The following is a 20,637-nucleotide window of genomic DNA, read 5'->3' as shown; positions in this document are numbered from 1 at the left end:
TTCAACTTGTTTATGGAGCAAATAAAAAAGAGAATAACCATGGCTGTAATTAGTTGCCTTGATTACTCTCTAAAATTTTCACGCTTCTTTTTTCTGGGCTCCGAGCATTTGGTTCTTCTTCGCTTCACTTACCTGTTCGTCGGCATGGTAGGATGAGCGTACAAGCGGACCAGCTTCACAATGACTGAAGCCTTTGCTTAACGCTATTTTCTTAAATTCTTTAAATTCATCTGGATGATAATACTTTTGCACTTTAAGATGCTTAGCAGTTGGCTGCAAATATTGTCCTATAGTCATAATGTCAACATTGTTAGCTCTTAAGTCATCCATCGTTTGAATAATTTCTTCTTTTGTTTCCCCTAAACCAATCATCAAGCTTGATTTAGTCGGAATCTCTGGATACATTTCTTTTGCTCTTCTTAAAAACTCCAGTGATCTGTCATATTTAGCGCGTGCACGCACTCTTGGCGTCAAACGTTCTACTGTTTCAATATTGTGGTTTAAAATATCAGGCTTTGCATCCATTAATTCGCGCAGGTTTTCTTCTACTCCCCCCATGTCAGATGGAAGAACCTCAATGCTAGTGAATGGGTTTTTTCTGCGGATTGCTCTAACTGTTTCAGCAAATACAGCTGCACCGCCATCCTTTAAATCATCTCTGGCAACAGCTGTGATAACCACATGCTTTAAGTTCATTGTAACAACTGAATCTGCGACTCTTTCCGGCTCTTGCCAATCTAGTTCTGTCGGCAGGCCTGTCTTAACTGCACAAAAGCGGCAAGCTCTTGTACAAGTATCACCTAATATCATGAAGGTAGCTGTTCTTCTGACAGCCCAGCATTCATGAATATTTGGACATCTTGCTTCCTCACACACTGTATGCAGCTTTTTTTCCCTCATCATTTTTTTAAGGCCAGTGTAGTTTTCGTTCGTGTTAAGTTTGATTTTCAGCCATTCAGGTTTGCGTTGGTATTCGTCTTTTCTTTCAGCCATTTACAATTCATCTCCTGGATTCATAATGAAACTCATTTCCTAAAGCCTTCTTTTGCCATTTACAATTGCTTATTGCCATGTGAAAAGAAAACTGTATGTAGGGCAGGATGCTCTTCATATGTGAAATTTATAACACCGCTTAGAACTAAAAAAAAGGGCTATACTACAACACCTGCCTCAATGGTTTAGATGTATCTTATAACACAAAATATAGCCTAGTAATTGTTCCAATGTCACTTTAACATAACCAAAACACTGCTACAAGCTGTAGTTTTGTTATTACCATTTATTGATATTCATTTATTTTGTTAATTCACACAAAATATAACGATTAGCTTTTAGGAAGGAGGGATATTGATGCGAAAAATATTATTAGCCGTCCTGTTTGCATTCCTGGCACCTAATATTGTATCTCATGCTGCAGAAAAATCCTCTGCAGATGATACATATTACAAAAGGATGGAATTATATGAAAAGATCGAGGCGGTAACACAACTTCCATGGTACTATATTGCTGCAGTTGACCAATATGAACGGAATATACGGTCTTCACGAAAGGACCTTCCTAAAGCGGCTGGCTTAACAGGAATTTACTTCCCTAAAGAAAAATGGGCTGGCATCATAAATCCAGACAAAGATGATACGGATCCAAAAAGCATCGCCTTTTTTGGAGGGTTCGGGGTCGATGGTAATGGTGATGGTAAAGCCGACTCTTTAAACGATGAGGATGTGCTTTTTACCTTTGCCAACTATATCTTGCGGTATGGTGTGGATGAAGATAATTTCCGGATTGGGCTTTGGGATTACTACAAACGAGATAAAACAGTTAGTATCATTATGGGTAAAGCTGCCATATACAGGCATTTTGGGCGACTTAATCTTGATGAGCATGCATTTCCTGTGCCGCTGCGGAGCAATCACAGCTATCGAAGCACATGGGGAGATGCCAGAGGCTGGGGAGGCAAACGAATCCATGAAGGTACTGACATCTTTGCCGATTACAGCGTTCCAGTAAGAGCCACCTCCTATGGAATTATCGAAATGAAAGGCTGGAATAGATATGGCGGATGGCGGATTGGTATTCGGGACATAAATAATAACTATCATTATTTTGCTCATTTAAGTGGTTTTGCAAAGGATGTGCATAATGGGATGATTGTTGAGCCTGGAATGCTAATTGGTGGAGTCGGCTCCTCAGGCTATGGACCTCCAGGAACTTCTGGGAAATTCCCGCCGCACCTACATTATGGAATGTATAAAGATAATGGCTTTACAGAATGGTCATATGATCCATACTCTCATTTGAAGTTGTGGGAAAGACAAGAAAGAATCAGATTAAAATCAAAAAAATAATGACACTGCTCATCCCAGCTTTTGGGGTGAGCAATATCATTTTTTATTATCTGCCGGCAATTGTAGCGCAGGAATACTGCTGCTGCCACTCCCGTTATAAAACTCAGGTACATCTCCCTCAAACCCTGCCATTGCTATAAGTATATCCTGTTTGACAGTTGTCAGCTTTGTAGCAAAAGGAATAATAATTTGTATGTCTACTTTTATTTCCACAAATGCTTTTACCACGACATAGTTGATGCCCACATTTTCCATCTCTGTCTTTAAATCTGATTTCACACTGCCTACTACATTAAATTTTATTGGAACATCTGGACCTAGATTTCCAAGCAAAGCATTGTTTGTTGCTTGGCCAATTGGAACATTATACACAATTCCTTTCCCCTGTGCCGTCAAGCTCTTATCTAATTCAATATCTGACAATTGTGCTCCAGCGGGTATGACTCCTTTTTCCATTCTAGTTATGTTTTCCTGGACTAAGCTGGTAATTTCCTGCTGTTTTTTTACAATTTGTGCTGTATTAAACACAAAATTATTGCCATCTATCATTAGATTATTATCTTCCTCTTCCGCCTCATCCTTAAGTGCATCGTTAATAACTAATGTTGCCAGCTTCTTCGTTTGTGATTGTGCATAATAAGAAAGTGTCGGCTTTAAGCCATTATTAATGATCCAAAAACTCAATATGGTGGAAAAGATAAAAAACACAGCTGTAATCAAAAGAACCTGCTGAAAAGTCAACGGTTTTTTCTTTGGCATCCTTTGTCGAAAATAAAATTTCCGCAAAAAAACATCCCTCCTTCCAAGCTAATGTATATGCTGAAAGAGGGACATGTAGAAGGCTAATCCTATTTGTTATGTGTATGATTTGACTTACTATTTAACTAGCCGATTGCTTCACATTCAATAATCATAATGGCAAGGTTTTCCTTAAGGTCAAGGTCATAAGGATCAATTTTTTCTCCGTCCCTTTCCATAATACGAACAACTGGACGTTCATTGAAGCCTTTATTTTGTTTTGAAACAATGCCCTTTTCACCACTGCTTAATACCACACTCACACCGTTAGGATAAAGAATGATTGCATTACGAAATGCTTCGACAATTTTCGCATCAAAAAGTGTATCTATCCCTGTATAGAGAATCTCAAGGGCCTCATGCGGGAGCATGGCCTGCCTATATACACGATTAGAGGTAATGGCATCAAAAACATCTGCAACGGCGATTATCCTGCCGAAAAGATGAATCTCTTCCCCGGTAATTCCTCTTGGGTAACCAGATCCGTTTATTCTTTCATGATGCTGATAAGCACAATGTGCCACAATTAAAGGCATATTATGGACCTTACGCAGTATATCAAAGCCTGCATTTGCATGCTTTTTTATTTCAGTAAATTCTTCAAAGGTTAACTTCCCCGGTTTTAACAGAATCTCCAAGGGAATATCCATCTTGCCAACATCATGCAGAATTGCTCCAAGTCCCAGGTCCTCCAGCTGTTTTCTGGACAGCTTCAATTCTAAACCTAATGCTAAGGAATAAAGGGTAACATTTAAACTATGTGAGAAAATATAATTATCATAAAGAAATACATCACTCATAATGGAAAATAGCTCCTGATGCTTTTTAAGCTCCTCGAGAACTTTTTCAATCAACGCTTTAAAAGCAGGTGCTGATTTTTCCATAATAAAGGATCTGTCTGTACTTTTAGAATTCTTAATCTCCTGGAAGCTTGCTTCAATTGTTTTCATTGCTTCTCTCTTCAACTTATCAGAGATAACGGAAACAGGGAAGATGTCGTCTGTCAATTTATCTTCTATGTATAAATAGGCAATACCAAGTTGCAGCAAACGCTGTATTAATTGCTTATCGAGCTTTACGCCACTGTTAACGAGAATATTGCCTCGCTCATTATGTATCGGTTTCGCTAATATTGCTCCTTCTGCAAGGTATTTTGTTCCAACTAATTTCATTCCATACTAGCTCCTAATTTAACATGATTTAAAAAAATGACAAAATATTTTAATATGTGCGTTCTTAAAATACATAAAAAGGAGGGAAAGGCTATTCCCATCCTTTTTCAGCCTCACACTTGGCCTTAAATTGCTGCAGAAACGTTACACCATCTTTACTAAAGCGTCTTTACCGATCATCCCTTTATGAATGCCGAGATTTTCAGCTTCATAAGTTACTGATTCTAGCGGGGCTTCAAGCAGCTGTTCGATTGTCTTAACCCCGACCGCTCGCCCAGCAATCACTTTTCGATCTTTCAACTTTTCATTTAATAATCCTACATCCAACGCTCCACACATTATATATCCTTTATCATTCTTAACAACAAGCAGATTTGTTTTGGGCAACTGAACGCTAACGGCAATAAATGTCTGCTCCTCAATCACAATAGGATATAATTCTACCATGACAATCACCCCTCTCTTTTTCCTTATATACTATTCAGTAAGGAAAAAGGCGTGTATTGACAGACAGATTATTTTTGAGACCTCTTTAAGGCTTCTGCCAATATATTCCTCATAAATTCTGGCAGGAAATACTGCTTTTCTGTTGCACGGTATATGGAAGGAAAAAAATCACCAAATGTGAACATGTCAGGGATAGCCACTGTATAGTTTGTTTTAGGATTAAGTTGTTGGCCATTTATCCAATAGGATGTAATCTGGCCTTCCACTTCAGACTTAACTCCTTTAGAAATCATTTTACCCATTAATGTACCTCGGAATCCAAGACCTTTCACCGGAAGGGTCTCCCAAGAATCCCGCTTCATATCTGTTAGGACTTCCTTTAGCTCTGCTCCTGTCAAGATAACAGTGCAAGGGTTAATCGGATGTGGGCAAATACTTAATAAGTCGTAAAAGCTTACACATCCTTTGCTCAAATCATCAAGGATTAAGCCCTCATTAAGAATAGATACGTCTGCATTGCACCATTTAAGGACCGCATCACATAAAAGTCCTGCAATTTCTTGTTTAGGTAGTGACTTATTTAGAGAGAGTACTTCCTCGGAAAGTGCTTTTTTTCCTTCTAAATAGAGATTTTCAATGTATTCCTCTTCCTTATTTGCTAAAGGAAGTTTATTTGTATCATACACTTCGGCCCTTTTATCCAACACCTTTTTTGTCGCTGGGTCGTATTTTATTTCAATATGACCAGCGTATTGGCCGTATTTCCCCGCAGCAGCTAGTAGGCTGTTTTTTATTAGCTTGCCCTGATGCAGAATATGGTGGGTGTGTGCTCCCAAAATAATATCAACTTCCGGAAAGATTTCAGCCATCTGCTCGTCGTCATTGATCCCTAAATGAGACAATACAACAATGATGTCTGTTTTACCTTGCAGCAGTGCGAGCTGTTCTCTTAATGCTTGAAAAGGAACAGACAGCTTCCAGCCAAGCAGTTCATATAATGTATGGAAATAGGCAGTTAAACCGATAACACCAATCCGTGTACCTTGATCAGTAACATAAATTTTATGTGGAATGCACCAATCTGGCCTTATACCATTCGCATAAAAAAGATTTGCAACAATGACATCATAGGTTGCATCATCATATAAATGATCCAGCGCAGCAAAGGGAAGCGTTATACCCTCATTATTACCGATTGTGACTGCATCAAACTGCTCTGACTCTAATAAAGATGCATTGCCTCTTCCTTGTGTAGCCTCCGTATATGGATGTGATAAATCCAAATGGTCACCGATATCAAACAAGAAGACCGCATCTCCGGCCTCTGTATGCCATTGTTTTCTTTTTCTGAAAAGTTCTATGATTCTAGGCCAGTTTTCAAAATGACTGTGCAAATCATTAGTATGATATATATGGATGTTTTCCATTTATTTCGCCTGCCTGTCGTATATTGATTCTTGATCACAAAATTGCTAAAACAAATCCAACTGTCTTGGAGCAAGATTTTCATATACTATGCCTAAAATCTTCATTAACTGCAGTGCATTATCTGCAGCGTCTCCACCAGAATTATTGTTGAACAAGACATAGACATTTTTGCACTGTTCGTGCAACCGTTTAATATTCTCTGCCCAATCTTCCAATTCCTTCTGATTATATCTGTAAAGATAACGAACCTCTCTCCAGTTTGGATTGTTTTTTTGTGTCCATCCATAATAATTTCTGCCATGAAACCGGATAAGAACCTTATCCTTTTGAACAGGCTCTAAAATCGCTGGAATTGAACCAGGCATTGCCTGGGGCTCATCACAAATACTGTGTATCCAGTTTTCTTCTTTCATAAATAAAAGTGTTTTTTCCTTAAATTGATTGTTAAACCATGATTGATGGCGGAATTCCAATGCACAAGGAATATCCTTCATCTTAGCCTTACATTCCCTTAGATAATCCACATGTGCTCTCGTACAATCAAACCATGGAGGAAACTGAAAAAGCACCATACTTAACTTATTTGCTGCTTCATATGGTGAGATAGATTCAAGAAACGCATCAAACATTTCTTCCTGTGTTGCGAATGGAAGCTCTCCCCTTTGATGGCCTGTCATTCCCTGAAATGCCTTAACGACAAATTGAAAACGGTCTGGCGTAGTTCCTGTCCATCTTTCCGCATTCTTTACTGGTTGTATTGCATAAAAAGAGGAGTCTACTTCGACCGCTGGGAAGTAGCTTGCATATTCCTGCAGCTTATTTCGCGAAGAAACATGGGAACCATATAAAGTATCATGGTCGCCCCATCCAGTTAAGCCAATATGAATCAAATGACCACCTCTATCTAACATTATGGACGAAAACCGCCACACTTCCTAGACCTAATGACCTATTGGCCATTTTTTTGGATTTTACCTTTTTAATATAGTCAATATAAATATCTTAACATAACCGTCAGGAGGAACTTAATCTTTTATAAAAAAAATTCGTATCTAAATTAGATACGAATTTTTTTGGCATTAACCGATGGAGCCTTCCATTTCGAACTTGATCAAGCGGTTCATCTCAACAGCATATTCCATTGGCAGCTCTTTCGTAAATGGCTCGATGAAGCCCATTACGATCATTTCAGTAGCTTCCTCTTCGGAAATACCTCTGCTCATCAAGTAGAATAATTGCTCTTCTGAAACTTTAGAAACCTTCGCTTCATGCTCAAGTGAAATATTATCATTTAATATTTCATTGTAAGGGATAGTATCTGATGTAGATTTATTATCCATTATTAAAGTGTCACACTCAATATTAGAGCGAGCACCGTCTGCTTTACGGCCAAAGTGAACAATACCGCGGTACGTTACTTTTCCGCCTTGCTTCGAAATTGATTTCGAAACAATTGTTGAAGAAGTATTTGGTGCTAAGTGAATCATTTTCGCACCAGCATCTTGGTGCTGACCTTTACCTGCAAGAGCGATAGACAATGTCATTCCTCGTGCGCCTTCACCTTTTAAGATAACAGCAGGATATTTCATCGTTAATTTACTTCCGATATTACCGTCAATCCATTCCATTGTTGCATTGGCATCACATACAGCTCTTTTTGTAACAAGGTTGTATACGTTGTTAGCCCAGTTTTGGATTGTAGTATAACGGCAATAAGCATCTTTTTTGATGATAATTTCAACTACTGCACTATGAAGGGAGTTTGTTGTATAAACAGGAGCTGTACAGCCCTCAACATAATGAACATGTGCGCCTTCATCAACGATGATCAATGTTCTTTCGAACTGCCCCATGTTTTCTGAGTTAATTCGGAAGTACGCTTGCAGCGGTGTATCCACTTTGATTCCTTTTGGTACATAGATGAAGGAACCACCAGACCAAACTGCTGAATTCAATGCAGCAAACTTGTTGTCAGTTGGCGGGATAACAGTCGCCCAGTGTTCACGGAAAACATCTTCGTTTTCTTTCAATGCTGAGTCTGTATCCTTGAAGACAATCCCCATATTCTCCAAGTCCTCTTGCATATTGTGATAAACAACCTCAGATTCGTACTGAGCAGAAACACCTGCAAGATACTTTTGTTCCGCTTCTGGAATACCAAGCTTGTCGAAAGTTTGCTTGATTTCTTCTGGTACTTCATCCCAAGAACGCTCTGTTTTCTCAGATGGTTTAACATAGTAAGTGATTTCATCAAAGTTCAATGAAGCCATATCTCCGCCCCATTGTGGCATTGGCATTTTGTAAAAATGCTCAAGAGACTTTAAGCGGAAGTCAAGCATCCACTGCGGCTCTTCCTTCATTTTTGAAATTTCTTCGACGATTTCTTTCGTTAAACCACGTTTAGAACGAAAGATAGAAACGTCTTTGTCTGAGAATCCATATTTATAATCCCCAATATCGGGTGCTTTTTTTGCCATTTCGTTTTCCTCCATTCTATATGCAGCCAAGCTGGCCTTGGATAAGAAGAAAAGGGATCTTTAATTAGTTAAGCCCCTCATTAAAGCCCTTTTCCATTGCCTTCCATGCCAATGTTGCACATTTAATTCTCGCAGGGAATTTGCAAACACCTTGAAGTGCTTCAATATCCCCTAAATCTATATCATCACTATAATCCTTGCCTTGCATCATATCAGAAAAGGTTTTTGAAAGCCCAAATGCTTCGTCTACCTTTTTCCCTTTGATTGCCTGTGTCATCATGGATGCGGAAGACATACTGATGGAGCAGCCTTCCCCATCAAACTTTGCGTCTTTTACAATGCCATCCTCCACTTGCAATGTCAGCAGAATGCGGTCACCGCAGGTCGGATTATTCATGTTAACAGTCAGACTGCCTTCTAAAATCCCTTTATTGCGGGGATTTTTATAATGATCCATAATGACACTTCTGTAAAGTGTATCTAAATTATTAAAAGACATCGCTGAAATACTCCTTTGTTTTAACAATTCCGTCAACAAATTTATCAATATCATCTTCGGAATTATAGAGGTAGAAGCTCGCCCTCGCAGTTGCAGAAACGTTCAGCCACTTCATCAACGGCTGTGCACAGTGATGGCCTGCCCTCACAGCAATACCTTCAGCATCAAGTACTGTAGCCACATCGTGAGGATGAACTTCCTCAATATTAAATGTGATTACACCAGCTCTGTTCTCGGCACTTTTCGGACCATATATTGTCAGACCATTGACTGTTGACATTCTTTCCATTGCATATGCAGCAAGCTTATGCTCATGCTCTGTAATAGTATCTAGGCCAATCTCTTCTAAAAAGTCAATTGCTGCTCCTAGTCCAATTGCTCCAGCTATGATTGGTGTACCTGCTTCAAACCTCCATGGAAGCTCCTTCCATGTTGATTCATACAGTCCTACAAAATCAATCATCTCGCCGCCGAATTCGATTGGTTCCATGTTCTCAAGCAACTGCTTTTTGCCATATAAAACACCGATCCCTGTTGGACCGCACATCTTATGGCCAGAGAAACCAAGGAAATCACAGTCAATATCCTGTACGTCTACCTTTAAGTGTGGAGCTGCCTGAGCAGCATCTACTACGAGCACTGCACCAGCTTTGTGGGCAATTGCACCAATTTCCTTAACAGGGTTAATGACACCAAGCACATTGGAAACATACGTCACAGATACAAGCTTCGTTGCATTAGTGATCGTTTCCTCCACATCTGCCAAACTAATGGTGCCATCGGCTTGAAGAGGCAAGTACTTCAAAACAGCACCTGTTCTTTTTGCCACTTGCTGCCAAGGAATAATATTGCTGTGGTGCTCCATCGGAGAGATGACAATTTCGTCTCCCTCCTTAAGATTAGCCATCGCATAGCTTTGAGCAACTGTATTTAGTGCAGTGGTTGTACCTCTAGTAAAAATAATCTCTTCCGTAGAATTAGCATTGATAAAGTTTTTGACTTTTTCTCTTGCGCCTTCATAACCATCAGTAGCTTTTGTTCCAAGTGTATGAACACCGCGATGGACATTAGAGTTGTATTCTCTATAGTACTTTTCCAATGCTTCAATTACTTGCACTGGCTTTTGTGACGTAGCAGCACTATCTAAATATACCAAAGGATGACCGTTGACTTCTTGATTCAGGATTGGGAAGTATGGACGAACATCTTTGATATTCATTATTTTACTTTCCTTTCAATTACCTCAACCAATTGCTTTTTAACCCCTTCAATTGGAAGCTGTTCTACTACAGGAGCCAAGAAGCCATGGATAACAAGTCTTTCTGCTTCATGCTTTGGAATACCGCGGCTCATCAAGTAGTAAAGCTGAAGTGGATCTACTCTGCCGACAGATGCAGCATGTCCTGCTGTTACATCATCTTCGTCAATAAGAAGGATTGGGTTTGCATCACCGCGAGCTTTTTCACTTAACATAAGTACGCGTGATTCTTGTTCAGCATTTGCTTTTGTAGCTCCATGCTCAATTTTACCAATACCATTGAATATTGATGATGCACTGTCCTTCATAACACCATGCTTCAAGATATAGCCTTCTGAAGCTTTCCCGAAATGTATAACCTGTGTTGTGAAGTTTTGTTTTTGCTCGCCACGCCCAACAACAACAGATTTCGTATCACCATATGAACCGTCGCCCATAAGGTTTGTTGTATTTTCACTGATTGTGTTGCCATCATTCATGAAGCCTAATGCCCATTCAATTTTAGCATCACGGTTAGCAACACCACGTCTGTTTACGTATGTTGTTACACCAGAAGCCAAGTTGTCAACAGCACCGTATTGTACTCTAGAATTTGCATTCGCTACAACCTCTGTAACGATGTTGAAAACTGCTTCCTTCGGCTCTGCAACAGACAGATAGTTTTCCACATACACAACAGAGCTATTATCTTCTGCCACAACCAATACATGGTTAAACAAGTTTGTTTCCTCGTCATCATGAAGGAAGATGGATTGAATCGGCTCTTCTACTTCAACATTTTTCGGAATGTAAAGGAATACTCCACCATTCAACAATGCTGCGTGTAATGCTGTTAATTTGTGCTCATCAACTTTTACAGCATCCTTCATGAAATATTTTTGCAATAGGTCGCCGTGCTCTCTTGCTGCTGTGAAAATGTCTGTGAAAATCACACCTTTTTCCTTTAGCTCGTTAGAAACAGCAATAAAAGTAGGGCGGTTGTTGCGTTGTATATAAAGAGTTTTATTGTTTTCTAGGTCGATCAGCGCTTTTGCCTCTTCTGGCAAATCATCTACACTGTCGAAATCCTCACTGCTCACGATATGTTTATCAATTTGAGTGAAGTTCCAGTTCTTGATGTTTGTTTTGTCAGGCTTTGGCATTGGCAGGTCTTCAGCCAATTCTAATGCTTTCACACGCAAATCTGTTAACCAAGCTGGTTCACCCATATCTTTTGAAAAGGAAGTGATATATTCCTGATCAAATGGTAATTTAATTTCCGTTGTCATGGTAGGGTCCTCCTAACTATTACGCTTCTTGTCCAACTGTTTCGTCTTCAATTCCAAGCTCTTGCTTAATCCAATCATAACCTTCTGCTTCAAGACGTGCTGCTAGTTCTGGTCCGCCAGACTTAACAATGCGACCTTGCATCATGACATGGACGAAATCAGGTGTAATATAGTTCAATAATCTTTGGTAATGTGTAATAATTAGGCAACCGAAGTCTTCGCCACGCATTTGGTTGATTCCTTTAGAAACGACTTTCAATGCATCGATATCCAAACCAGAATCGATTTCATCTAAAATAGCAATTTTCGGCTCAAGCATCATTAATTGAAGAATCTCATTACGTTTCTTTTCACCGCCAGAGAAACCTTCATTCAAGTATCTTTGTGCCATATCTGGATCCATTTCCAAGTATTCCATATTGCTATCCATTTTACGGATAAATTTCATCAATGAAATTTCATTGCCTTCACCTAGTCTGCTGTTAAGTGCAGAACGCAAGAAGTCAGCATTTGTGACACCGCTGATTTCACTTGGGTATTGCATTGCCAAGAAAAGGCCAGCACGAGCACGCTCGTCTACTTCCATTTCCAATACATCCTCGTCATCAAGAGAAACACTTCCGCTTGTTACTTCATACTTAGGATGTCCCATGATTGCAGAAGAAAGAGTTGATTTACCAGTACCATTTGGTCCCATGATTGCATGGATTTCTCCGCCTTTAACTTCAAGGTTAAGACCCTTGATAATTTCTTTCTCATCAATTGCTACATGTAAGTCATTAATTACTAATTTAGATTGACCCATTATTTAATACCTCCACAGTAAAAGAAGTTTTGTTCACAAAATTGTCGAAACTTCATTATCAATTTATTATCATTCTAATCTTATAACAAATAAAATCTAATGGCAACCTTTGATACCTTAAACTTATTTGTACGCTATACATAATAATAACAAATATTGTTTAATTTTTAAAATATCCCGATTATTTCATTTTCTTGAAGTAATTTGGTGGAATTTCATACCATTTGGAAACGAGCAGATTTTATCAAAAAAACATTTTACTTCCTTATTATATATCTCAAAAAAAATCACGAAGAAGGAGCCGGTAGATACACTCTAAACCCGGCTCCTTACTTTTGTTTCTAAATTATTGCTGGATAGATGTAAATTCTGTCATTGCTTCTTGTACTAACGTAACTGCCTGACTCATAACAGCTCCGCCTCCAAAAGCGGCAGTGACACCGATTGCCTCAAGAATCTCCGCTTCTGTTGCTCCTTGATCAATACAGCCTTTAACATGATAGATAATGCAGTACTCATCTTGAGAATAAAGACTTATTCCAAGGGCGATGAGCTGCTTTTCCTTTTGAGATAAATGCCCCTCCTGAAAGCACTTTTCTGTATAAGCGTTAAATAATTCAGCAAGCTCAGGCATCTTTTTTGTAAAAGTCCCCATACCCTCTTTATAGTTGTGAATCGCACTTCCAATTGAACCATGTGTTTGCATATCCATCAATAATTCCCTCCATTTTTAAAGAATTAACTTTATCAGTGATTTTTGCAGCATTATCACAGTATTGAATTGCAAACTTAGTATTAATATTTGCAGGCATTCTTATTCCAAAAAAAACGCTCTAGGCAAAAGCCTAAAGCGTTTTTTTTTGACATTATTCTGATACAGGGATAACTGCACCTTTATATTCTTCATTAATGAAGTCTTGGATTTCTTTAGATTGAAGAACCTCAACAAGTGTTTTGATTTCTTCTCTGTTTTCGTCACCTTTGCGAACTGTGATGATGTTTGCATATGGAGACTCACTGCCTTCAATTTCAATAGAATCATCAACTGGGTTTAAGCCTGCATCTAACGCATAGTTCGCATTGATAACAACAGCATCACCTTCGTCATTATTATAGATTTGAGGCAATAGGGATGGCTCATAATCTGGTTTGAACTTGATATTCTTTGGATTTTCAGCAATGTCATCAATTGTAGCATCTACTTTTTCAACGCCATCTTTAAGCTTGATTAAGCCACCTTTTTCCAATAATGAAAGTACACGGCCTTGTTCTGCTACTGAGTTAGAGAAAATAACTGTTCCACCATCTGGAAGATCACTTAAGCTTTTGTATTTTTTAGAGTAAACAGCCATTGGCTCAATGTGAATTGCGCCAGCATTTACAAAATCATAACCATTTTCTTTAATTTGTTGCTCAAGGTAAGGAATGTGTTGGAAATAGTTCGCATCCAATTCTTTAGATTCTAATGATTTATTCGGAAGGATATAGTCTTGGAATACTTTAATTTCTAAGTCTATACCTTTTTCAGCTAAGATCGGTTTTGCTTTTTCTAAAATTTCAGCATGGGGAACGTTTGATGCTCCAACAACCAATTTCTTTGTATCACTGCTGTCTGATGATGAACCCTCATCTTTAGAAGCACCGCAAGCAGCTAAAGCCAACAATAATGTTACAGCGAATAGTAAAGACAATAATTTCTTCATGCTAATTACCCCTCTTTTTTTGTTTTTTTATCATGGAATGATTTGTCTCACACAAGCTAATGAAAGAAAATCATGATCATGTTATTATCTTTTGTCAATCTTCGATGTGATAAAGTCTCCAATAAATTGGATAATAAATACGATAACAAGAACAATAATAGTTGCCATTAATGTGACATCAGATCTGTTGCGCTGGAAGCCTTCCAAATATGCTAGGTTTCCTAATCCTCCTGCCCCAATAACTCCTGCCATTGCTGTTGAACCAACAAGGGCGATTGCAGTAACGGTAATACCAGATACTAATGCTGGTAAAGATTCAGGTATTAATACCTTCATAATGATTGTCATCGGTTTTGCTCCCATGGACTTGGCAGCTTCAATAACACCTTTGTCCACTTCTCTCAAACCAATTTCCACTAGTCTTGCATAAAACGGTGCTGCACCGATTATCAATGCTGGTAATGCAGCTTCTGCCCCAATCATGCTGCCGACAAGCAGCTTTGTGAATGGAATTAGCAGAACTATCAATATAATGAAAGGAATAGATCGGAATATATTAACGATCGCACTGATGATCTTATTGATGACCACATTGCTCCACATATTCCCCTTCGCTGTTAGAAACAGCGTAATTCCTAATATTAAACCTAATACAAATGTGACAACAATGGAGTACCCAGTCATATAGAGCGTTTCTCCAGTAGCTGCCCACATTTTTTCCCAATCTACATTCGGAAATAATTGTGTCATCCTTCAATCACCTCCACGCTGATTTCTTGTGATTGAAGAAATTGAAGTGCTTTGTCAACTTCTTCTCCTTTACCATCCAAATGGACATACAGTGTTCCGTATGAACCGTTTTGGGTTGGTGAAATCTTACCTTGAATGATGTTTACTGTTATATCAAATGAGCGAATCAACTGTGTAATAATCGGTTTTTCTGCACTTTCACCAACAAACCCAAGCATGATAATTTTGCCTGTTTTGTAGTTCGCAACTAAATGTTCAATCGTGTCTTTTGCCTCATCAGGCTCAATAACTTGCTGGACAAACCTTTTTGTGATGTCTTGCTCAGGCTGTTTGAAAACATCGATTACAGGACCTGTTTCCACCACTCGGCCGCCTTCCATCACTGCAACACGATGACAAATTTTGCGGATAACATGCATTTCATGTGTAATCAGGACAATAGTAAGACCTAATCGTTTATTGATGTCTACAAGCAAATCTAGAATAGCATCTGTTGTTTGCGGATCAAGAGCAGATGTTGCTTCATCACAAAGTAACACTTTAGGATCGCTCGCCAGCGCTCTTGCAATACCGACACGCTGTTTTTGACCACCGCTCAGCTGTGATGGATAGGCATCCTCTCTTCCTTCAAGCCCAACAAGCTTGATAAGCTCAAGCACCTTCTTGTCACGTTCCGCTTTACCAACACCAGCTATTTCAAGTGGAAAGCTAATATTTTGTTTAACCGTTCTTGACCAGAGCAAATTAAAATGCTGGAAAATCATGCTGATTTCCTGACGTGCCTGTCTTAACTTGCGCCCTTTTATTTTCGAAACCTCGTAGCCTGCAACAGAAACAGTTCCCTCTGAAGGAATCTCAAGACCATTAAGCATACGGATTAATGTACTTTTACCTGCACCGCTGTATCCGATCACACCGAAAATTTCGCCTTTATCAATCGTAAGGTTGACGTTGTCGACTGCTGTAACTTTTCCTCGTTTAGAAGGATATATTTTTTTAACCTTTTGGATATTAATCATGACTGTTCACCTACTTTACTGTCTTATCAAATGCTCCTACTACTTATTATCGTAAGTATTGTTTTACGAATTAGTCCATTCCATACTTTTTGCATAAAAAAAGCCTTCCCGCTTGTATAAAATGAGCAGAAAGGCATTATCAGTTAACCTTCCTCTCATCTATCAAAGCTTACGCTTTGTGTGAATTGGCACCATGTCAATATATGACGGTTGCCGGGCTTCATAGGGCACATCCCTCCACCTCTCTCGATAAGAGTATAGAATATATAGTTATAATAAGTTCGTTGTTAAATTTGATAGTCGTAATGTACCATGGGTAAATAGGAGGTGTCAATATTTTTTTTTAAGTTTCTAATATAGTGTTTTTTCTGAATTATCGATTAAATAACCGTCATATTTTCTGACAATAATATAAACAAGGTATTTTTCTGTATTCCCCGTTATTACTGGTCAATAAAGAGTTAACCTATAAACGAAATGAAAATTCTTACTATTCTAATAAATTATCCTGATATATAAAAAAATACCCCTTTTTAAGGAGTATTTTTTTAGGAGCACTGCTTGCAAATTGCCGGCTCATTTACATTGACTAAATGAAGGATCGATTCTAACAGCAATAACTTTCTTAAGGAAGAATGTACTTCTACTGTCCGTTTCTTTTTCGCATGGCGAAGCAGCACTTTGCCAAGCAATACATCCTGCAGCACGCATCGTTCACCCTTCAAGCATATATTCTTGTCCTCCGTTGTTGTTAAAACAGAGAAGACACCGTTTTTTAGCTCTAAGTAAAATGTCTTTCCTTCACAATCTAATTCTAGGATAAAAGCTTCTCTTCTTAATAGCGGCTTAATAACATGATTTGTATTTAAGTTATTTACAAGCTGAGCGAACATCTGCTGCATTTATCAACACCCTCTATATTTTCATATAGAAGGTATTCTGCTTGTTCGCTTGTTTCCCTTTCCGTTCAAGGAAAATACTTTTTGACATGTTTCATCATTTCCCAGGAAATATGAATATTCCTGTCGAATGATAAAGAACTATATAGACATCTTTTCCAACAAATGCGGTACCGACTCAAAGCGGTATAATTTTTCTTTTAGGTTTCCGTCATCAAAAATTAATAGACATGGAACACTTTCTATTTTGTACTCTTCCGCTAAATGAGGCGCATAATTCAAATCCATTTTACCTATTGAAAAGTCATTGTTCATTGTTTCCACAACTGTAAGCATTTTGCTTGCTACCATACAAGTACCACACATGGGTGTGTATAAGTAAAGGAAAGATCGTCCTTTATCTTTTAAGGAAGCCTGAAGCCCCTTTTCTGTCCATTCATCCATACTTACTTCATCCTCATATCCAAAAATTCAGGGTAAACATCAATATTAGCCTGCAGCAAAACGGAAGCAATATGCTGACTTGGTGCTGCTGCGACTTCACGATACATTTTATTGATAAAAATATGCTCTGCTTCAGGCAATTCCTTCCTGAACAGCTTTCTTATTTTCTCCCCGGATGTATCTGCATCCACGAGTATATATACATCCTTTTCAAATAAATCTTCAATAAGATCATCTATTTTCGCAATACCGATGGTTCCATTTGTACAAATAATTTCCACTGGTTCTCTCACAATATCTTTTACTTTCCGCTTATCTGATGTACCTTCTACAATAATAATTTTATCCATTATAATCACCTGAAGAATATTATTTTTGCAGCATATTCTCCCCAGCTTGAGAGGGTTTTATTATGTAATACTTTAACATATTGCCTTTAGTAGTTAAAGTTATCGGCATTTTAGACACAAAGAAGCGCCGATAATATGCCGGCGCTTCTTCTTAAATCAGTTTTCGTTTGTCATTTCTTCATATTGTTCAACTGTCATCAATTGCTCAACATCAGCAAGATTAGTTGGTTCAACAACAATCATCCAAGCTTTTTCATATGGTGATTCGTTTACATATTCAGGATTATCACTTAAATCTTCATTTACTTCCACTACTTTGCCGCTAATTGGTGCATATAGCTCAGAAACTGTTTTGACAGATTCTACACTGCCGAAAGGCTCGTCCGCTTTTACTTCATCTCCAACCTCTGGAAGTTCAACAAATACGATGTCTCCCAACTCTGATTGAGCAAAATGTGTAATTCCAACTCGCACATTCTCCCCTTCAACTTTTACCCATTCATGTTCTTCTGAATAGCGCAAATCTTTCGGTGTACTCATGCTTATCCCTCCAAATAGTTTAATATCCTGCAAGCGGCACTATTATGTCCAGCTTTGTTTAAAATCCTCTTCCTTAAACCCTAACGTAACCTTTTTTCCATCTGTAGTGAAAGGACGTTTAATCAACATGCCATCAGAAGCAAGTATATCGAGAAGCTCTGAATCCGACATATCTTTCATCTTATCCTTCAAGCCAAGATCGCGATAACGCTGGCCGCTAGTATTAAAGAATTTCTTTAATTCTAAGCCGCTATGTTTATATAGGTCTTCAAGCGTAGAGCGTGAAGGAGGATTTTCCACAATATGTACTTCTTTATAACCTACTCCATTTTCATCCAGCCATTTTTTTGCGTTTCGGCAAGTGCTGCATTTTGGATACCAATAAAATGTAAGCTCCATACGATTCACCTTACTTATGTATTTTTTAAATTTATAATTGAATATTATCATATATCAAGATAAATTCATAACATTCATTTTCTAAATATATCGGTCATTATATTAAGGATTTATCGAAAACCTTCGAAAGACGAATAATTCTTAACTTGGCTTTACTGCACTCTTCAAAAAAACATGCAAGAATCTGAATGATTAGGCCAATATATGAATTTCGCCTAATCATTCAGGTTTAATTGAGAGAAAATCTTATATTACCAGCCTTTATTTATACAATATACTCATTTGCCGCAATCACCTTTTCAGCCGCTTCCCTTTTTAACGCAATCAACGGCTTTGGTAAAAATCTTGTATATTTTTTGAGGACTGAGAGAGCAAGGCGCAAGTCATCTCCAGATTCCATGTAAGCTAGTGTGTTTTGGGCTTCAGTATGAATGATTTGAAATGCTTCCTGACAATAAATTTCTGTATATAACAGCTTTTGATTTTCTTCTGTATTCGTTGTCGCAATTGCTTTTTCCGTACGCAGAATACATGATTCCATTGCAAACACATGGGATATGATTGTTGCAATCGAAGTGAGTGCCTCTTGCTGCTGCTCTATTTCCGTTGTATACTTTTTCGCTAATAAACCCAGTAATATAAGAACTATCTTTTTGCCATTTTTAACAAACAGCTTTTCCTGAGAAAGAACGCTGTCATCAGGCTCACTTGGAATGAAGGTAATCATTTCACGCTCAATAGCTTTTGCTGCAGCAAATAACGGGACATCTCCCTTCATCGCTTTTCTTAAATAATTTCCTGGTACGGCCAAGAGATTAATTTCATTTGTTCCTTCAAAAATGCGGTTAATCCTTGAATCACGATACATTCTTGAAATTGCGTAGTCCTCCATAAAGCCGTTGCCACCATGAAGCTGCAAACATTCATCCACTATCTTGTCTAACGCCTCAGATGAAAATATTTTATTTAAGCTGCATTCCATACTGTATTCATTAACAAGCTTAGCAGGAATTTTCCAATCCTCTGTTCCCTCTAACGGGTCAAGGGCATCCGATAATAATCCTGCTGTGCGATAAACAGAGCTCTCAGAGGCATACAGCAATGACGCCAATGTGGCGACTTTTGCTTTTGTCAGGGGAAATTCAGAAATTGGTGTTTGAAATTGCTTACGATTTTTTATATATGGCACAGTCACCTTCAATGCTTCCTTACTTGCGCCAATTGCTCCCATGCCTAATTTAAACCTGCCCATATTTAAAACATTTAGGGCAATGAGATGTCCTTTCCCTTTTTCTCCAAGAAGGTTTTCTTTTGGCACAAGAACATTATCCAATATTACAGAACAAGTGGAGGAGCTTTTAATACCAAGTTTTTTCTCTTCCTTCCCGATAGATACTCCCGGAAACTCTCGTTCTACGATAAAAGCAGAATAATCCTTGCCATCTACTTTCGCATAAACAGTGAAAACATCTGCGATGCCGGCATTAGTAATCCACTGTTTCTGTCCCTTTAAAATATAATGGGTTCCTTCAGCATTTAATGTTGCTGTTGTTTTTATCCCTAATGCATCAGATCCTGCTGTAGGCTCTGTTAGGCAATAGGATGCAATCTTTTCTCCTGTAGCTAATGCAGGCAAGTACGTTTGCTTTTGCTCCACATTACCAAACAGAATGATTGGCAGTGAGCCAATTCCGACATGTGCTCCATGCGTTATGGAGAAGCCACCAGCGATGGACATTTTTTCAGAAATGATGGCAGAGCTTATTTTATCAAGACCTGCTCCTCCAAACATTTCAGGTACATCAGCGCCAAGCAGTCCAAGTTCTCCGGCCTGCTTCATCAGCTCAAGCACCTTTTTAAAGTCATGCTTTTCCATGCTGTCCAAATGAGGCATAACGGAATTTCGTACGAAGTCATTTGTCATTTCTCCGATCAGCTCATGCTCCTCTGAAAAATCCTCTGGTGTGTATACATCTTTCCAGCTTGAATCCTCAAGCAAAAAACTTCCACCTTTATTCATCATCGCTCCACTCCT

22 protein-coding genes and 1 riboswitch are annotated in these 20,637 nt (G+C 38.5%); of the genes, 1 reads left to right on the top strand and 21 read right to left on the bottom strand.

Features of this window, described 5'->3' with window-relative positions:
* Positions 1-78 precede the first annotated feature (78 nt).
* The gene (gene lipA, locus CEQ21_RS16755; protein WP_185765511.1) at positions 79-993 is read right to left on the bottom strand and encodes a lipoyl synthase; all 915 of its coding nucleotides are present in this window, start codon (positions 991-993) and stop codon (positions 79-81) included.
* Positions 994-1,350: 357 nt separating this feature from the next.
* Here lipA and CEQ21_RS16750 point away from each other — a divergent pair, with 357 nt between their 5' ends.
* Entirely contained in the window at positions 1,351-2,346 is a 996-nt protein-coding gene (locus tag CEQ21_RS16750) for a M23 family metallopeptidase (RefSeq protein WP_185765510.1), read from the top strand.
* Between the two features lie 36 nt (positions 2,347-2,382).
* On the opposite strand, the gene yunB is transcribed toward CEQ21_RS16750, so the two are convergent.
* The 20 genes from yunB to CEQ21_RS16650 form a co-directional block, all read right to left on the bottom strand.
* A complete protein-coding gene (gene yunB, locus CEQ21_RS16745; RefSeq protein ID WP_185765509.1) occupies positions 2,383-3,132 on the bottom strand; it encodes a sporulation protein YunB in 750 nt (249 codons plus the stop codon).
* A 98-nt stretch (positions 3,133-3,230) separates the two neighbouring features.
* Positions 3,231-4,316: an HD-GYP domain-containing protein gene (locus CEQ21_RS16740; protein WP_185765508.1), complete on the bottom strand. Its 1,086-nt coding sequence runs from the start codon at positions 4,314-4,316 to the stop codon at positions 3,231-3,233.
* Between the two features lie 144 nt (positions 4,317-4,460).
* Positions 4,461-4,763, bottom strand: a complete 303-nt coding sequence (locus CEQ21_RS16735) for a YunC family protein (RefSeq protein WP_185765507.1) — start codon at positions 4,761-4,763, stop codon at positions 4,461-4,463.
* 68 nt (positions 4,764-4,831) lie between these two features.
* The gene (locus CEQ21_RS16730) at positions 4,832-6,190 is read right to left on the bottom strand and encodes a bifunctional metallophosphatase/5'-nucleotidase (RefSeq protein ID WP_185765506.1); all 1,359 of its coding nucleotides are present in this window, start codon (positions 6,188-6,190) and stop codon (positions 4,832-4,834) included.
* Between the two features lie 45 nt (positions 6,191-6,235).
* Complete coding sequence (locus tag CEQ21_RS16725; protein WP_185767309.1) at positions 6,236-7,081, bottom strand: DUF72 domain-containing protein; 846 nt, start codon at positions 7,079-7,081, stop codon at positions 6,236-6,238.
* Between the two features lie 189 nt (positions 7,082-7,270).
* Positions 7,271-8,668 (bottom strand): Fe-S cluster assembly protein SufB, encoded by a 1,398-nt coding sequence (sufB, locus tag CEQ21_RS16720; protein WP_185765505.1) that lies wholly within the window; start codon positions 8,666-8,668, stop codon positions 7,271-7,273.
* 64 nt (positions 8,669-8,732) lie between these two features.
* The gene (gene sufU, locus CEQ21_RS16715; RefSeq protein WP_185765504.1) at positions 8,733-9,167 is read right to left on the bottom strand and encodes a Fe-S cluster assembly sulfur transfer protein SufU; all 435 of its coding nucleotides are present in this window, start codon (positions 9,165-9,167) and stop codon (positions 8,733-8,735) included.
* Positions 9,157-10,386 carry a cysteine desulfurase gene (locus CEQ21_RS16710; protein ID WP_185765503.1) on the bottom strand — a complete coding sequence of 410 codons (1,230 nt, stop codon included), beginning with the start codon at positions 10,384-10,386 and terminating at the stop codon, positions 9,157-9,159. The genes sufU and CEQ21_RS16710 overlap by 11 nt, the downstream gene beginning before the upstream one ends.
* Positions 10,386-11,693, bottom strand: a complete 1,308-nt coding sequence (gene sufD / locus CEQ21_RS16705; protein ID WP_185765502.1) for a Fe-S cluster assembly protein SufD — start codon at positions 11,691-11,693, stop codon at positions 10,386-10,388. Before sufD ends, CEQ21_RS16710 begins: the two co-directional genes overlap by 1 nt.
* A 19-nt stretch (positions 11,694-11,712) precedes the next feature.
* Complete coding sequence (gene sufC / locus CEQ21_RS16700) at positions 11,713-12,498, bottom strand: Fe-S cluster assembly ATPase SufC (RefSeq protein ID WP_185765501.1); 786 nt, start codon at positions 12,496-12,498, stop codon at positions 11,713-11,715.
* Between the two features lie 346 nt (positions 12,499-12,844).
* On the bottom strand, positions 12,845-13,210 hold the full coding sequence (locus CEQ21_RS16695) for a carboxymuconolactone decarboxylase family protein (protein WP_185765500.1): 366 nt from the start codon (positions 13,208-13,210) through the stop codon (positions 12,845-12,847).
* 154 nt (positions 13,211-13,364) lie between these two features.
* Positions 13,365-14,201, bottom strand: coding sequence for a methionine ABC transporter substrate-binding lipoprotein MetQ (gene metQ / locus CEQ21_RS16690; RefSeq protein WP_185765499.1), 837 nt, complete (start codon positions 14,199-14,201; stop codon positions 13,365-13,367).
* A gap of 84 nt (positions 14,202-14,285) precedes the next feature.
* Positions 14,286-14,951, bottom strand: coding sequence for a methionine ABC transporter permease (locus tag CEQ21_RS16685; protein WP_144453567.1), 666 nt, complete (start codon positions 14,949-14,951; stop codon positions 14,286-14,288).
* Entirely contained in the window at positions 14,948-15,970 is a 1,023-nt protein-coding gene (locus CEQ21_RS16680; RefSeq protein ID WP_185765498.1) for a methionine ABC transporter ATP-binding protein, read from the bottom strand. The genes CEQ21_RS16685 and CEQ21_RS16680 overlap by 4 nt, the downstream gene beginning before the upstream one ends.
* Before the next feature lie 152 nt (positions 15,971-16,122).
* Positions 16,123-16,226, bottom strand: a riboswitch (SAM riboswitch).
* A 292-nt stretch (positions 16,227-16,518) separates the two neighbouring features.
* A complete protein-coding gene (locus CEQ21_RS16675; RefSeq protein WP_185765497.1) occupies positions 16,519-16,872 on the bottom strand; it encodes a hypothetical protein in 354 nt (117 codons plus the stop codon).
* Positions 16,873-17,010: 138 nt separating this feature from the next.
* The gene (locus CEQ21_RS16670) at positions 17,011-17,313 is read right to left on the bottom strand and encodes a thioredoxin family protein (RefSeq protein WP_185765496.1); all 303 of its coding nucleotides are present in this window, start codon (positions 17,311-17,313) and stop codon (positions 17,011-17,013) included.
* 2 nt (positions 17,314-17,315) lie between these two features.
* On the bottom strand, positions 17,316-17,663 hold the full coding sequence (locus tag CEQ21_RS16665) for a toprim domain-containing protein (RefSeq protein WP_419181596.1): 348 nt from the start codon (positions 17,661-17,663) through the stop codon (positions 17,316-17,318).
* Positions 17,664-17,819: 156 nt separating this feature from the next.
* A complete protein-coding gene (gene gcvH, locus CEQ21_RS16660; protein WP_127738035.1) occupies positions 17,820-18,203 on the bottom strand; it encodes a glycine cleavage system protein GcvH in 384 nt (127 codons plus the stop codon).
* Between the two features lie 42 nt (positions 18,204-18,245).
* Entirely contained in the window at positions 18,246-18,602 is a 357-nt protein-coding gene (locus CEQ21_RS16655; protein WP_127738036.1) for an arsenate reductase family protein, read from the bottom strand.
* Between the two features lie 265 nt (positions 18,603-18,867).
* The gene (locus CEQ21_RS16650; RefSeq protein WP_185767308.1) at positions 18,868-20,622 is read right to left on the bottom strand and encodes an acyl-CoA dehydrogenase family protein; all 1,755 of its coding nucleotides are present in this window, start codon (positions 20,620-20,622) and stop codon (positions 18,868-18,870) included.
* Positions 20,623-20,637 lie beyond the last annotated feature (15 nt).

The sequence above is a fragment of the Niallia circulans genome, assembly GCF_007273535.1.
GTDB classification, from domain to species: domain Bacteria; phylum Bacillota; class Bacilli; order Bacillales; family Cytobacillaceae; genus Niallia; species Niallia circulans_B.
Note: the sequence above shows the minus strand (reverse complement) of the source record. Positions and strands in the feature narration are given on the sequence as shown.

Coding starts and splice junctions, on each gene's coding strand:
- CEQ21_RS16750 (WP_185765510.1), top strand. CDS start 1,351: ATGCGAAAAATATTATTAGCCGTCCTGTTTGCATTCCTGGCACCTAAT.
- CEQ21_RS16665 (WP_419181596.1), bottom strand. CDS start 17,663: ATGGATAAAATTATTATTGTAGAAGGTACATCAGATAAGCGGAAAGTA.
- CEQ21_RS16685 (WP_144453567.1), bottom strand. CDS start 14,951: ATGACACAATTATTTCCGAATGTAGATTGGGAAAAAATGTGGGCAGCT.
- CEQ21_RS16650 (WP_185767308.1), bottom strand. CDS start 20,622: ATGAATAAAGGTGGAAGTTTTTTGCTTGAGGATTCAAGCTGGAAAGAT.
- lipA (WP_185765511.1), bottom strand. CDS start 993: ATGGCTGAAAGAAAAGACGAATACCAACGCAAACCTGAATGGCTGAAA.
- sufD (WP_185765502.1), bottom strand. CDS start 11,693: ATGACAACGGAAATTAAATTACCATTTGATCAGGAATATATCACTTCC.
- CEQ21_RS16675 (WP_185765497.1), bottom strand. CDS start 16,872: ATGCAGCAGATGTTCGCTCAGCTTGTAAATAACTTAAATACAAATCAT.
- metQ (WP_185765499.1), bottom strand. CDS start 14,201: ATGAAGAAATTATTGTCTTTACTATTCGCTGTAACATTATTGTTGGCT.
- gcvH (WP_127738035.1), bottom strand. CDS start 18,203: ATGAGTACACCGAAAGATTTGCGCTATTCAGAAGAACATGAATGGGTA.
- CEQ21_RS16740 (WP_185765508.1), bottom strand. CDS start 4,316: ATGAAATTAGTTGGAACAAAATACCTTGCAGAAGGAGCAATATTAGCG.
- CEQ21_RS16670 (WP_185765496.1), bottom strand. CDS start 17,313: ATGGATGAATGGACAGAAAAGGGGCTTCAGGCTTCCTTAAAAGATAAA.
- sufB (WP_185765505.1), bottom strand. CDS start 8,668: ATGGCAAAAAAAGCACCCGATATTGGGGATTATAAATATGGATTCTCA.
- CEQ21_RS16730 (WP_185765506.1), bottom strand. CDS start 6,190: ATGGAAAACATCCATATATATCATACTAATGATTTGCACAGTCATTTT.
- CEQ21_RS16695 (WP_185765500.1), bottom strand. CDS start 13,210: ATGGATATGCAAACACATGGTTCAATTGGAAGTGCGATTCACAACTAT.
- CEQ21_RS16710 (WP_185765503.1), bottom strand. CDS start 10,386: ATGAATATCAAAGATGTTCGTCCATACTTCCCAATCCTGAATCAAGAA.
- CEQ21_RS16655 (WP_127738036.1), bottom strand. CDS start 18,602: ATGGAGCTTACATTTTATTGGTATCCAAAATGCAGCACTTGCCGAAAC.
- CEQ21_RS16735 (WP_185765507.1), bottom strand. CDS start 4,763: ATGGTAGAATTATATCCTATTGTGATTGAGGAGCAGACATTTATTGCC.
- sufU (WP_185765504.1), bottom strand. CDS start 9,167: ATGTCTTTTAATAATTTAGATACACTTTACAGAAGTGTCATTATGGAT.
- sufC (WP_185765501.1), bottom strand. CDS start 12,498: ATGGGTCAATCTAAATTAGTAATTAATGACTTACATGTAGCAATTGAT.
- CEQ21_RS16680 (WP_185765498.1), bottom strand. CDS start 15,970: ATGATTAATATCCAAAAGGTTAAAAAAATATATCCTTCTAAACGAGGA.